The organism is Paraburkholderia sp. Ac-20347 (assembly GCF_017104805.1).
In the GTDB taxonomy this organism is placed as follows: domain Bacteria; phylum Pseudomonadota; class Gammaproteobacteria; order Burkholderiales; family Burkholderiaceae; genus Paraburkholderia; species Paraburkholderia tropica.
This window is the reverse complement of record NZ_JAAGPN010000004.1, coordinates 12,238-25,648: the sequence shown is the minus strand read 5'-3', so window position 1 is coordinate 25,648 and position 13,411 is coordinate 12,238. Positions and strand designations below refer to the sequence as shown.

Annotated in this window: 13 protein-coding genes; 4 read left to right on the top strand and 9 right to left on the bottom strand. The window is 64.8% G+C overall.

All coding sequences use genetic code 11. The features are described from left to right. Positions 1-15: 15 nt before the first annotated feature. On the bottom strand, positions 16-1,596 hold the full coding sequence (locus G3N97_RS01635; protein ID WP_205991598.1) for a methyl-accepting chemotaxis protein: 1,581 nt from the start codon (positions 1,594-1,596) through the stop codon (positions 16-18). A gap of 276 nt (positions 1,597-1,872) precedes the next feature. Here G3N97_RS01635 and G3N97_RS01630 point away from each other — a divergent pair, with 276 nt between their 5' ends. Further along, positions 1,873-2,373: a hypothetical protein gene (locus G3N97_RS01630; protein WP_205991597.1), complete on the top strand. Its 501-nt coding sequence runs from the start codon at positions 1,873-1,875 to the stop codon at positions 2,371-2,373. Here the strand turns inward: G3N97_RS01630 and G3N97_RS01625 are convergent. Beyond that, positions 2,365-3,525, bottom strand: coding sequence for an L-dopachrome tautomerase-related protein (locus G3N97_RS01625; protein ID WP_205991596.1), 1,161 nt, complete (start codon positions 3,523-3,525; stop codon positions 2,365-2,367). The genes G3N97_RS01630 and G3N97_RS01625 overlap by 9 nt on opposite strands. Continuing rightward, on the bottom strand, positions 3,522-4,061 hold the full coding sequence (locus G3N97_RS01620) for a heme-binding protein (protein ID WP_205991595.1): 540 nt from the start codon (positions 4,059-4,061) through the stop codon (positions 3,522-3,524). The genes G3N97_RS01625 and G3N97_RS01620 overlap by 4 nt, the downstream gene beginning before the upstream one ends. A gap of 137 nt (positions 4,062-4,198) precedes the next feature. On the opposite strand from G3N97_RS01620, the gene G3N97_RS01615 reads away from it, so the two are divergent. The 3 genes from G3N97_RS01615 to G3N97_RS01605 all read left to right on the top strand — a co-directional run bounded on the left by G3N97_RS01615 (position 4,199) and on the right by G3N97_RS01605 (position 8,030). Next, positions 4,199-5,098, top strand: a complete 900-nt coding sequence (locus G3N97_RS01615; protein ID WP_205991594.1) for a LysR family transcriptional regulator — start codon at positions 4,199-4,201, stop codon at positions 5,096-5,098. Between the two features lie 786 nt (positions 5,099-5,884). Further along, complete coding sequence (locus G3N97_RS01610) at positions 5,885-7,297, top strand: sugar porter family MFS transporter (protein ID WP_205991593.1); 1,413 nt, start codon at positions 5,885-5,887, stop codon at positions 7,295-7,297. Positions 7,298-7,319: 22 nt separating this feature from the next. Continuing rightward, positions 7,320-8,030 (top strand): HAD-IA family hydrolase, encoded by a 711-nt coding sequence (locus tag G3N97_RS01605; RefSeq protein ID WP_205991592.1) that lies wholly within the window; start codon positions 7,320-7,322, stop codon positions 8,028-8,030. A 40-nt stretch (positions 8,031-8,070) separates the two neighbouring features. Here the strand turns inward: G3N97_RS01605 and G3N97_RS01600 are convergent, their stop codons facing one another. The 6 genes from G3N97_RS01600 to G3N97_RS01575 form a co-directional block, all read right to left on the bottom strand. Then, complete coding sequence (locus G3N97_RS01600) at positions 8,071-8,787, bottom strand: pentapeptide repeat-containing protein (RefSeq protein ID WP_205991591.1); 717 nt, start codon at positions 8,785-8,787, stop codon at positions 8,071-8,073. A 221-nt stretch (positions 8,788-9,008) separates the two neighbouring features. Next, positions 9,009-9,749 (bottom strand): SDR family oxidoreductase, encoded by a 741-nt coding sequence (locus G3N97_RS01595; protein WP_205991590.1) that lies wholly within the window; start codon positions 9,747-9,749, stop codon positions 9,009-9,011. Next, positions 9,749-10,903 (bottom strand): alkene reductase, encoded by a 1,155-nt coding sequence (locus G3N97_RS01590; RefSeq protein WP_205991589.1) that lies wholly within the window; start codon positions 10,901-10,903, stop codon positions 9,749-9,751. Before G3N97_RS01590 ends, G3N97_RS01595 begins: the two co-directional genes overlap by 1 nt. 126 nt (positions 10,904-11,029) lie before the next feature. Further along, a complete protein-coding gene (locus G3N97_RS01585; protein WP_205991588.1) occupies positions 11,030-11,722 on the bottom strand; it encodes a type 1 glutamine amidotransferase domain-containing protein in 693 nt (230 codons plus the stop codon). A gap of 114 nt (positions 11,723-11,836) precedes the next feature. Then, positions 11,837-12,442, bottom strand: a complete 606-nt coding sequence (locus tag G3N97_RS01580) for a TetR/AcrR family transcriptional regulator (protein WP_205991587.1) — start codon at positions 12,440-12,442, stop codon at positions 11,837-11,839. A gap of 115 nt (positions 12,443-12,557) precedes the next feature. Further along, positions 12,558-13,406 (bottom strand): hypothetical protein, encoded by an 849-nt coding sequence (locus G3N97_RS01575; RefSeq protein WP_205991586.1) that lies wholly within the window; start codon positions 13,404-13,406, stop codon positions 12,558-12,560. Positions 13,407-13,411: the final 5 nt, after the last annotated feature.

Here is a 13,411-nt window from a genome sequence, read left to right as displayed (position 1 = left end):
CATTGAAGCGCGGCTTCATCGAATGCCCGACGCGCCATCCACCTTGAAGATCGCGACCGTCGCGCGCAGCGTTTCGGCCTGATCGGCCATCGCCTGCGCGGCGGCGCTCGCCTGCTCGACGAGGGCCGCATTCTGTTGCGTGACCTCGTCCATCTGCGTCACCGCCGTGTTGACCTGCTCGATGCCCGTGGTCTGTTCGACCGAGGCCGAGGTAATTTCGCCCATGATGTCGGTCACGCGCTGCACCGAACGCACGACTTCGTGCATGGTTTGGCCCGCATCCTGCACGAGCGCCGAGCCGTTGCGCACGAACGAAGCCGACGTTTCGATCAGCTCCTTGATTTCCTTCGCGGCTCCGGCGCTGCGCTGCGCGAGCGTGCGCACCTCGCCCGCCACGACCGCGAAGCCGCGCCCTTCCTCGCCCGCGCGCGCGGCCTCGACCGCCGCATTGAGCGCGAGAATGTTGGTCTGAAACGCAATGCCCTCGATCACGGCGATGATCTCGCCCACCTTCGACGAACTCGACGAAATATCCTCCATCGTGCTGACGACGCGGCGCACCACGTCGCCGCCCGACGCCGCCGTCTGCGACGCCGTGCCCGCGAGCGTGCTGCCCTGACGCGCGTTGTCCGTGTTCGCCTTCACCGTCGAGGTCAGTTCCTCCATGCTCGCCGCGGTCTGTTCGAGCGAAGCGGCCTGCTCTTCGGTGCGTTGCGAGAGATCGAGGTTGCCTTGCGCGATTTCGCTCGCCGCCGACGCAATCGATTCCGCCGACGTCTTGATGTCCATGACGATGCGTGTCAGCTGCGCGCGCATCGCTTCGAGCGACGCCATCAGGCTGCGTTCGTCGCCGCGCGCCAGCGTGATCGGCACGAGCAGATTGCCCGCCGCGATCTGTCCGGCGATGCGCTGCGCCTCGCTGGGTTCGCCGCCGAGCTGGCGCAGCACGCTGCGCGTGAGCACCGTCGCCGTGACGATCGCCGCCAGCACCGCCAGTGCGGCCAGCGAACCGACCAGCACGCGAATGCTCGCGTACGTGGCGACCGCCGCCTTCTGCGACTTCGCGTTCTCCTCGTCGGCCTGTTCCGCCAGCGCGACCGCCTTCGCGAGCCACGCGCGCTGCGGCGGCCGCGCTTCGTGCATGATCGTGCGGGTCGCGCCCGCGATATCGTTGGCGAGCGCGAGATCGATGGCCTTGTTCATCGGCGGCATGGCCTGCGCTTCGAGTTGATCGACTTCGCTCAGCAGCTTGCGCTCGCTCGCGCTCGTGCCGGGTTCCTGCCGGAACATGTCGCGCAATTGCCGCGCGGCGTCGGCGTAAATACGATCCTGACTTCTGATGCGATCGACTTCGGCCAGCAGATCCGGACGATTCTCCAGAAACGCGAGATTGCGCACGGCAATCGCCCGATCCTGAATCGACGACTTCAATACATTGGCGAGCCGCGATTCGGTATTGTTGACGCGCGCGATCTCGTCGAGCCGGTCGTTCAGTTGCGACAATCCGTAGAACGCCAGGCCAGCCACACCGAGCAGCAACACCGTCAACAGCGAAAAACCCGCAATCAGACGAGTGGATAGCTTCAGTTCCTTCATACGCCTCCCACGGCAAATGCGCGTCACGCAGACGTGCTGGATACGTCTGTGGTTACGGCAGCGTCGTTGGGCTTCTGAAGGGTTTTGGAAAGCTTATTTGTATATAAAATCGCGCAAAGGTTTGCGTCCCGTTGATTGCATGCGCAGCGATTCGGGCCGCCGATAAAATAGTGTTCAATTCAGCGACAAAGCGTCGCTGAGCGAGTGAGCGGCCGATGCGCAAGGCGTGATCCGTGATGACGCATTGCGCATCGTTGCGAGGAGAAACCGGATTCCATGAGACCGTATCGCGAACCCGTGAACCTGATTTTCGACCGCGCCAATGCGGGCTGGCTCGGCTATGTGCTGTATTCGGCGGCGAGTTTTTACGTGCTGATGCTCTCCGTCGATCCGCTCGTCACGCAGGCGTTCGCGGTGAACTTTCGCAGCGATCACGCCGCGCCGCCCATGACGCCGTTTCATTGGGCGGGCGTGGCGCTGGCCGCGTGTCTCTATGGCTCGGGCGCGGTCTACGCAGGCTGCATCGCGCAGATCGGCAAACTGCGCATGACGCGGGCCGAAATACGCGCGGTATTGAACGGCGCGACGGTGCTGCGCGGCGTCGCCCTGTTTCTGCTCCCGCTCGTCGCGGCCTTTGCGATGGGCGCGGGATTGATCGCGGCGGGCATTCACGGCTCGGCGCTGCCGCTCGTCGCGATCGGCGTCGTGCTTGCCAACTGGCTGTGTTTCAGGGCCGTGGCGTGGTGGCGGCCGCACTCATCGTCACGTTCACGATAACTCAGGGCTACTGACAATCGGCGTGCGGATCAGCAGATACGGCGGCTGCCGCAAATCCTTGCCGCCATTGAAACCGGGCAATCGATTCCATTGCCCGAGCGTGCACCAGACATGCGTGGCATCCGCGAAGATGCCGTCGGGCCACACGATACGCGGATCGCGCACCACCACGTCCATGCTGCCGTCGGGCGAGAGCCGCATGATCGCGTCATGCTCGCCCGCCGTCAGGTAGAGACGATTGGCGGCATCGGTTGCGAGTCCGTCGGTCATCACCTTCTCGCCGTGATCGACGACGCCGGCCGCGAGTTGCGCCTCGGTCGCGTCGAAGTTCGCCAGCAGATCGGTCGCGATGCTGTAGAGCCGACGGCTCGTCAGCGGCGAATAGTAAAGCCGCGTGCTGTCCGCACTGAGCGTGATGCTGTCCGCGCCACCGACCGGAAAAGTCGGATGCGCCGCGTCGTAACGCAGCGGCTTCCCTTCGAGCACGGCGCGAAAGCCCGCTTCGGGCTGGGTCGAACGATGCGCGGCGAGCACGCGGCGCTGCCGCCCCGTCGCGATGTCCACCACCACGAGCGCGCCCGTGTGCCCGAACGACGAATCGGCGACATACGCCGTGCCGCGCGCACCATGCGTGAGGTCCACGCGCAGATCGTTCATGTGGCTGTCCTCGCGCATCGCGGGCGGCGTCAGCACGATATTCGCGATCACGCGGTCGCTCGCCGGATCGATGCCGATGACTTTCGCCGCGCCCGGCGCGATCGGCTGGCCCGCGAGCTTGCCGTCGTCGATGGCCCAGAGACGGCCATGGCTGTCGGTCGTCATGCCGTGGATCGACATGAGCCGCTGCTCGGGCGGACGCGACGAAGGCAGGCTCATCGCGGCGTCCGGATAGGGAATCAGCGTGCCGTCGCGCAATTCGGCGAGCGTGGCCTCGCGGTGATTGTCGGCGTGTCGCGGAAAGCCGACGAAGACGCGTCCCGACGGCGTCACCGCGATGCCCGACGGCCCCGCCCCGGAAAACGCGGCGACGATCTCGAACGCGCCCGCAGGCGCGGTATCGCCCGACACCGTTCCGGCCGCTCGCGCGCTCGCAGGCAGCGCGGCGGCGAGCGCCGCGCCGGCCGTCGCGGCAAACAGATCGCGGCGCTTCAATGGAAGTCTCCCTTGAACCTGTCGACGGCGGCCTGCGCGCACGCTTCGTCCTTGTCGCCTCCAGGCGCGCCCGACACGCCGAGTCCGCCAATAGCCGCGCGATTCGCCGTGCGCAACGTCACGCCGCCCGGAATGAACAGCACTTCCGGCTCGGTCGCGAGCACCGCGCCGTCGAGCGGGCCGGTCACTTTCGCGGCGATCAGCGCGCTCGTGCTGTCCTTGTCGAACGCGAGACCGTACGCGTAGGCCGTGTAGGCCTTGCGATACGACACCGACAACGACTGCAGCGGCACCGTATCGCCCTTGATCACGGCCTGCTGATGGCCCGAGGGATCGATCACCGTGGCCGTCACCGAATAACCCTCGCTCGCGCAGACGCGCACCGCCTCCGCCGCCAGCGCCTGCGCGGTTTGCCAGCGCAGCTTTTGCGTGCTGACGAGATTCGAGTCCGCGGCGTGCGCGGCGGACGCCGCGCTCAACAGCAACGCCGCCGCGCACGCGATCCGCGCGGCGCGTCGTTTCGGCTTCTGCATCATGGGAATCGCCTGCATCACGGGTCTTGCCTCCCTTCGTCGAACGGAAAAATGCTGCAACGCACGAATTTTCCAATGCTGCGCTGCATCGAAAAATGGTTAAATCCCGGAAACAGCTCCCGGCTTTTCCGTGTAATCCCATGCATGCCATTACCGAACTGGAAGTGTTTGTCGAGGTCGTGCAGCAAGGCAGTTTCTCGGCGGCGGCGCGGCGTCTGGGCCTCGCGTCGTCGGTGATCGCCGATCGCGTGAGCGGGCTCGAAAAGCGCCTCGGCGTGCCGCTGCTGCTGCGCACGACGCGGCGTCAGTCGCTGACCGAAGCGGGCGAGGCCTATTTCGACGAGGCGCGGCGCATTCTCAGCGACCTGACCGCGCTCGAGCATCGCGTGACCGAAAGCGCGCGCGAGGTGCGCGGCACGTTGCGCGTGACCGCGCCGAATCCGCTCGGCCACGCGTGGATCGCGCCGTTCATCGAGCAGTTCGCCGCGCGCTATCCCGAGATCGCCCTGCATCTGACGCTCGACGACCGTTACGCGGATATCGTCGCCGAAGGTTTCGATGTCGCCATTCGCGGCGGTCCGAGCGTCGACGCGAATCTGATCGGCCGCCATCTCTTCGATACGCGGCGCGTGGTCGTGGCGAGCCCCGCGTATCTCGCGCGGCACGGCGCGCCCGCGCAACCGGAAGATCTCGCCGCGCATCGCTGTCTCGTCTTCAATACGCAGCCGCATCTGTTCGCGGAGTGGCGTTTCGGACGCGGCGAGCACGCGCGCAGACAGCGCATCGCGGGCGCGCTCGCGAGTACGAGTTCGACCTTGCCGGTCACGTGGGCGCTCGCGGGACTCGGGCTCACGCAGAAGTCGTGGTGGGAGGTCGCGCAACACGTCGAGGATGGCCGACTCGTGACCGTGCTCGACGCGTTCGAGCCGGAACCCGCGAGCTTTTACGCGATCCATCCGGTCAATCGCTCGCGCTCGCGCAAGGTGGCGTTATTCGTCGATCAATTGATGGAGCGTCTTGCGCCGCTCAATCGCGCGTGAGGTTTGGCGAATTTTCCTGATGTTTTTGAGCATTTGCCCGCATGATGTACAATTGATCGCAATAGCGCAATGTGTTGCGCTGCACATTAATCGACGGATACTGTTCTGTTGAATGCGGCACGCGAGCTCGATCATCCTGCGAGCCGCGACGGCAACCCGAACTGAAGTGCCAGGGGAGACACTGGCACCTTCCCCCAAAGTGCGGCTATAGATCGTGCGGCAACCCCAAAGAACACGCGCCACGCGGCGGCTCTCACCGGCTCACGCGTCATGCGGGTTCAGAACGAGGCGACTGCCATGACCCATCTCCGTCACAACGCTCCCCTGCGCTCGCGCGGACCGCGTCGTACCGCTCCTTGCGCCGCTTCCTGCGGCCGCTTTCCGTCTGCCTGCTCGCCCGCACGGCCGGCCGTCTGAGTTCTCCGTTTCGCTCACGTACGGATCAAGCACGAGGTCACGCGATTCACGCGGCCTGCCCGCTGATTGACGCTGCATTTTGCTTTTTGCCCGCTCCGTCATTCGTGTGATATCGCGCTGATTCAACGTTGATTCGCGCCGAAATGCGTTGCTTCGCCCATGCGAGTTTCACCGCGCTTGCGCAGTAATTCGCATTGCGAAATAAATACGCACGCCCATACGCGCAGTTCGCGCTATTCGCTCGCTGCCGCCTTGCCTACGCGCACGGCGGCGCGCACGCGGCTGCGCCACGCCTTGAGGAGCCACGCCCATGTTGACCCACGCTACTGCCTTCCCGCCCTGCCCGTCGATCGTCGTCGGAGGTGCCGTATGAGCACCACGTCACTCGACTCGGCCGCCGCGCAGCGCCTGAAACCCGATGCCTACATGACGTTGATCGCCGCGGTCGCCGCCATCGCGGGCGGCCTTTACGGCTACGACACCGGCATCATTTCCGGCGCGCTGCCGCTCATCGCGCGCGAGTTTTCGCTCGACTATCGCGCCCAGGAACTCGTCGCCGCGATCATCCTGCTCGGCGCGGTGATCGGCTCGCTCGCCTGCACGCGCCTGTCCGCCTCGCAAGGCCGCCGTCGCGCCATCATGATGATTTCCGCGCTCTATTCCGTGGGCGTGCTGGCCGCCGCATGCTCGCCGAACGTGACGTGCCTCGCGCTCTCGCGCTTCGTGATCGGCCTCGCCGTTGGCGGCTCAACCCAGGTCGTGCCCACCTATATCGCCGAACTCGCGGAACCCGACAAGCGCGGCCGCCTCGTCACCTATTTCAACTGCGCGATTGGCGTGGGCATTCTGCTCGCCGCGATCGTCGGCGTGGCGGGCGAGCATGTGTTCACGTGGCGATGGATGATCGGTGTGGCGCTCGTGCCGTCGCTGTTGCTGCTCGCGGGCATGAGCCGTTTGCCGCGCAGTCCGCGCTGGCTCGTCGAGCACGACCGCGTGCGCGATGCGCGCATCGAACTCGCGAAGGTGCGCCACACGCGCGAACAGGTGCGTGCGGAAATCGCCGACATGATGGAAATCGCCCAGCAGCATCACGACGAAGGCGGCGCGCACGGCTGGCGCGCGCTCGCGCAACCGTGGGTGCGTCCCGCGCTGATCGCCGGTCTGGGCGTGGCCGCGTTCACGCAACTCACGGGCATCGAAATGATGATCTACTACACGCCCACTTTCCTGCGCGATGCGGGCTTCGGCGACTCGGCGTCGCTCTGGGCCGCGCTCGGCGTGGCGCTCACCTACCTCACGATGACGCTGCTCGGCAAGTTCAGCATCGACCATCTCGGCCGCCGCGCGCTGAGTCTTGCGACGCTGCCGTTCGCGGCCGCGAGTCTGTTCGTGCTGGGCGCGGTGCTGCATTTCCATCTCGCCGGCCACGCGCAGCAATGGTGGGTGATCGCCTGCCTGATCGTGTTCATGGTCTTCAACTCGGGCGGCATTCAGGTGATCGGCTGGCTCACGGGCGCCGAAATCTATCCGCTGCCGATACGCGACAAGGCGGCCGGCGCGCACAGCGCGATGCTCTGGGGCTCGAATCTGATTCTCACCGGCACCGCCCTTTCGATGACGAAACTGCTCGGCGTAGGCGGCGCAATGTGGGTGTACGGCGGCCTCAACGTGCTCGCGTGGATCTTCATTTTCTTCGCCATGCCCGAAACGCGCGGACGCAGCCTCGAAGACATCGAGCGCGCGCTGCGCGACGGCAGTTTCACCCCGCGCGCCAGCGCCTGATTGAAAAATGGAACGACACCCCATGCAAGCCACACCGAGCGGCAGCCTGCCGCAAGCCCGCTTTCTGATCTGCGATTGCGACGGCGTGCTGATCGATAGCGAAGCCATCGCGGAACGCATCATCGTCGAGCGGCTCGAAGCGCTCTGGCAGCGCGACGATATCGCCGATACCGTGCGCCCTTTGCTCGGCATGCGCACGCGGCCGCTGCTGGAGCGCGTCGCCGACACGCTCGGCCATGTCATTCATGCCGAAACCCTCGCCACCATCGACGACGCCGTGCGCCGCGGCGCCGTGCTCGCGCCCATGATCGAGGGCGTCGACGCAGCACTCGGCGCGATCGCACTCGGCAAGGCCTGCGCGAGCAACAGCAACGCCGACTACGTGTCGAGCGCGCTGCAACGCACGGGCCTCATCCACCACTTCGCCGACCGCGTATTTACCGCCGATCAGGTCGCGCATCCCAAGCCCGCGCCCGACGTCTATCTCGCCGCCGCGCATCGCGTGGGCGTCGCGCCCGCGCATTGCCTCGTGGTCGAAGACAGCGTGACCGGCGCGCGCGCCGCCGTCGCGGCCGGCATGACCGTGCTCGGTTTCGCGGGCGCGAAACATCTACCCGGCGATCAGATCCGCAAACTGCTCGACGCGGGCGCGAGCCTCGTGTTCGAGCGGATGACGCAGTTGCCGCCGATCGTTGCGTCGATTGTCGACGGTCATCTTCACGCCGTGCAATAGTGCCTCGGCAGCGGGTCTATGCAGCATCGGCTGGGACGATTCACATCACACGCACGCCGCAATCGCCGACCAGCATAACCGCCTGATCGACCGAAAGAATCGTGCCTTTCAGATGCTGCAAAACATCCGATAAACGCAGCCCGCTCAAATCGACGGAACGCAGATCCGCGCCGTCGAAACGCGTGTTGAGGAGGCGCACGTTGCCGAGGCTGCCGCCCTCGAAAACGGCGTCGCGGAAGTCGCAATCCGCGAGATCGGCATCGGAGAAATTCAATTGTTCGAGCGTCTGTTTTCGAAACGACAAACCTCGAAGCGTGGCGCCCACGAGCAGCGAATCGTGAAAACTGAGGCCCAATGCGCGCGTGTCGATGAAACGCGCGCCCGTCAATTTCACTTCGGTAAATACGGTCGAAGCGAGTTTCGCGCCGGTCCAGTCGGTATTGTTCAGATCGCTGCGGATAAAGCGCGCGTCGCCGGCATTCGCATAGCGGAAACTGGCCGCCGCGCCTCGACAGCCAATCCAGCGGGTGCGCGATAAATCGCTGTGCTCGAAGCGGGTTTGCCCGATCGTGCACTGCGCGAATCGCGCCGCGCGGAAATCGATATTGGAAAGGTCTTCGCCGTCGAACTGGCAGCGCTCGAAAGTCGGCTCGTCGCCGGACTCGCGGAGCGCGCGAGTCAGGTCGTCGCGATTGAAACTCGTGTCGCTGAACACTACGCCGTTGCCGGCCGCCGGATCGTTTGCGTGATTGCGCATCGGTACACATCCCCATTCGTGCGGGGCGCGCAGTCCATACCCCCGCGCGTCCCCTCAACTTGTGAAAGTCAGGTTGACGCCGTGGCATGCATAGAACCCCTCGCGGGGCGCAGGAGATACCAACCTGCCACTCTATTTTCGGCGACACGAATTCTACCGCCCGCACGATCCGCTTCGCAATGACTCGCGCGCGGATCGTGCGGATTGGGCGGGCCGGATGCCTAGAATTCCTGGCGAGTCGGCCGGATCACGATTTCGTTGATATCGACGTCGCCCGGCTGTTCGATCGCAAACGCAATCGCGCGCGCCACCGACTCGGTCGGCACCGCCTGCTTGTAGAAGTCGAGCACGGTTTGCTGCGCCGTGCCCGTTGTGCTGAGTTTCAGCTCGCTGTCAACGGCGCCCGGCTCGATCGACGTCACGCGAATGTTCTCGCCGACTTCCTGGCGCAGCCCTTCGGAAATCGCGCGCACGGCGAATTTGGTGCCCGAATAAACCGTGCCGCCCGGCGCGAAAACCTTGATGCCCGCCACCGAACTCAGATTGATGAAATGACCGCTTTGCTGTTTCAGAAAACGCGGCAGCGCGGCAGCAATGCCATACAGCGTGCCTTTGATATTCACATCGATCATCGCGTCCCATTCGTCCGTATTCACTTCGGCCATCGGACGGATCGGCATCAGCCCCGCATTGTTGATCAGCACGTCGAGACGCCCGAAATCGGCGACGACGGCCGCCACCACGCTCTCGACCTGCGCCTTGTCGGTGACGTCGAGCGCATACGCCTTCGCGCGCCCGCCCGCCGCTTCGATTTCCGCGACCAGGGCATCGAGGCGATCCGTGCGCCGCGCGGCGACCGCCACGTGCGCGCCCTGCGCCGCGAGATGACGCGCGGACACCGCGCCAATGCCGCTGCTTGCGCCGGTAATCAGCACGACCTTGCTTTCAATGTTATTGCTCATCACAGCACCTCTTCGGTGGAAAGACGTTGGGATTCACTGTACGTCGGATAATCGGTAAAGCCTTTTTCCGTGCCGCCGTAAAGCGTGGCGGCATCGACTTGATTCAGCGGCCAGCCGTTGGCAATACGCGCGGGCAAATCGGGATTCGCAATAAAAGGACGGCCGAATGCAATCAGATCCGCGAGACCGCTTGCGAGCAGACGCGCGCCGCGTTCCGCCGTGTAACGACCCGCATACAGGATGCGGCCCCGGAATGTCTCGCGCACGGCGCGGCGGAATTCGAGCGGCAGATCCGGCGCGTTGTCCCAGTCGGCTTCCGCGATCGACAGATAGGCCACGTCGAATTCATCGAGAATCTTGATGGCTTCGATATAGGTCGCATGCGGATCTTCTTCGACGAGGCCGATATACACGCGGTCCTCATCGGTACCTGCAAACAGCGGGGCAAAACGCACGCCCAGGCGGCCCGGACCGACGACCTTCGTCACCGCTTCGACGATCTCCCGCAAAAAGCGTAGACGGTTTTGCAGCGAACCGCCGTATTCGTCGTCACGCTGATTCGAATGCGCCGAAATAAACTGGTTGACGAGATAGCCGTTCGCCGCGTGAATTTCGACGCCATCGAAACCCGCAGCAAGCGCGTTACGCGCGGCCTGTGCATACAGTTCGACGATCTCGCGGACTTCCACGGTGCTCAGCGCGCGCGGCACCGGGGGCGCGATCAGCGTGCCGGTGTCGGGACCGGTCGCAATGAACGCTTTCGCTTGCTCCGCCTTGAGCGCCGAGGGCGCGACCGGCGCGGCGCCGTCCGGCTGCAGCGCGTTGTGCGAAACGCGGCCCACGTGCCAGAGTTGCGCGAACATGATGCCGCCCGCTTCGTGCACGGCATCGGTCACCTTGCGCCAGCCCGCGATTTGCGCCTCGGTATGGATGCCGGGCGTCCACGCATAACCCTGGCCGCGCGGCTCGATCTGCGTGCCTTCGCTCACGATCAGACCGGCGCTCGCGCGCTGCCGATAGTATTCGGCCATGAGGTCGGTGGCGACGTCGCCGTCGCGCGCGCTGCGCTGACGCGTGAGCGGCGGCAGCACGATGCGGTTCTTGAGTCGATACGGCCCGAGCGCGACGGCATCGAAAAATTCGGAGTGCTGCATGATGAGTTCCTGAAACGTGTTGCGAGAGGGTGCGGGCTGAATCGCCCGCGCCGCGTGAAATGGATGTTGTCGTTCGTTGTCTTTTGAATCGACGGAGCCCTGTGCCGGGCTCTCGTTGTGATGTGATTAGCGCTTGCCCTTGAGCGCCGGATGCGCGAGCAGTTCGAGCGCGGCCGGACCGGACGACGCCGGGTTCTGGCCGGTGATCAGCACGCCGTCGGTCACGACATACACCGCCCAGTCGTCGAGCTTCGAATAGATGCCGCCCTTCGCCTTCAATTCGTCTTCGACGAGGAACGGCACCACTTGCGTCAGGCCCACGGCTTCTTCTTCGGTATTCGTGAAGCCCGTCACCTTGCGGCCTTCCACGAGCGGACGGCCGTCCGGCGCCTTCGCGTGGCGCAGCACGCCCGGTGCGTGGCACACCAGTGCAGTCGGCTTGCCGGCGGCGAAGAACGACTGGATCAGCGCGATCGAAACCGGATCTTCGGCCAAATCCCAAAGCGGGCCGTGGCCGCCCGGATAGAAGACCGCGTCGAAGTCCTCGTGCGAGACGCTGTCGAGACGCACGGTCGCCGCAAGCTGCGCCTTCGCCACGGCGTCGGCCTGGAAGCGATGCGTCAGCTCGGTCTGGAACGCCGGCTCGTCGCTCTTGGGGTCGAGCGGCGGTTGTCCGCCCTGGGGCGAAGCGAGCACGATCTGCGCGCCCGCGTCCTGGAACGCGTAATACGGCGCGGCCAGTTCTTCGAGCCAGAAGCCCGTCTTGCGTCCGGTGTTGCCCAGTTGATCGTGCGAGGTCAGAACCATCAGGACTTTCATGTTGCTTCTCCGTCGAGCGAGGCAATGTGCCCCATATAGTAGACCGGTCGTCTAGTAACCGGGCCTAAAAAAGGCACTTCGGAGGAAGTGCCTGGAAAACCGTTGTTGCGCCGATCAGACCGGCAGATGCAGCGTGCGACGCGTGGTTTCGAGCGCGACCTCGAACGGCTGGAGGTTACGCACGATCTTGACCATCACGCTGGCGCCGAGCCAAAGCTGATACAGGCTTTGCGCGACGACGCGCGGTTCGGCGTCCACCGTGAGCGAACCTTCGGCGACGCCTGCCTCGATCGCCCGCGCCAGCCGCGCAACGACCCCGGCCGTACCGCGATTGAGCGCCGCCCGCATGGGCTCGGACATGTCGGCCACTTCCGCGCCCAGCTTGACCGCGAGGCATTTGCCCTGGCAGTCGAAAAACGACTGCGTTTCGCGCCAGATCTGCCAGTACTTCATCAGTCGCCCGGCCATGTTCATGCCGGGCAGACTCAGCGTCTTGTCGAGTTCGGCCAGATAGTCCTCGAAATAATTTTCGAGCAGCGCCACGCCGAACGCGTCCTTCGACGCAAAGTAATAGTAGAACGACCCTTTCGGCACGCCCGCCGCGGCGAGAATCTCGCTCAGGCCCACCGCCGCGAAGCCTTTCGCGCCGATGATGCTCTGCCCGATCGCGATGATCTTTTCGCGAACGTCAGCGGTTTCGGGGGTGTTGATCGTTTCCATGGGTCGCACTATGACACGTAGTCGACCGGTCGTCTAGTAGTTTTTTAATGGGGCGCGTGGGTACCGGTTTGGCACCGGTCACGGCGCCCTCACAGCCATGTCGCTTATTCGTCGCTTATTCGTCGCCGTACTCGGTGTGTAGCGTCGATGGATCGACGCTCTGATGCGCCGGCACCGACACGCCCACCACGCGCACGTCTTTGGGCGGAATGTGCTGATTGGTTTCGGACGACCAGATCCGCGTGGTGTTGGCGGCCTGCGGCATGGCCGGTTCCATCGACTGCCTGTAGGGCTCGTTGTTGATTTTCGCGGGCGCGTTCTCGCCGCCGCTTTCCGCGCGCCAGTAAGTCGAACCTGGATCGCCATCGAAGCGGTTCAGGAAGTCCTCACGCTTCACGCGCGCCTCGAGTTGCAGGCCCACGCGTCCGTTGTTCGCGGGCTCGTTCGAATATTTGAGCGCGATATTCGGATCGTGCGCGTACTTCAGCTTGCCGATCGAATCCGAGCTGGGCATGCGCTCGTAGGACGCCGCGCCGAGCTGGCTACCGCCTTGCCTCGGGTCGAGGCCGGTCTGCTTGATGCCAGCGAGGTTCGACGCCGGCGTGCCATGCGTGACGTACACATACTTGTCGTCGTAATTCTTGAGGTCGTCCACGAGCGGAAAGAACTGCGTGTCGTTCGTGTCGTTGTGTAGCAGATTCGGGTTGCGGCCCGCGGACGCGTTCTGCGTTCCCTGGCTGCCCTGACTCGCGCGAAAGCGCGACGGCCCCGCCTCGTTGCCGGACGTGTTGCCGGACGTATTGCCGTCCACGGAACCCGAACGACTGCGCGGCGACAGCGCCGACAACTGCGACGGCATCTGCGAAGTCGATGCGCTCGTGTGATCGGGCCGCGGCGTGTGGGCGTCGTTGCCCGTTTGCTGGATGCCGGATTGCGCGGCGTGGGAAAGTTTGTCGACGTTCATGAACC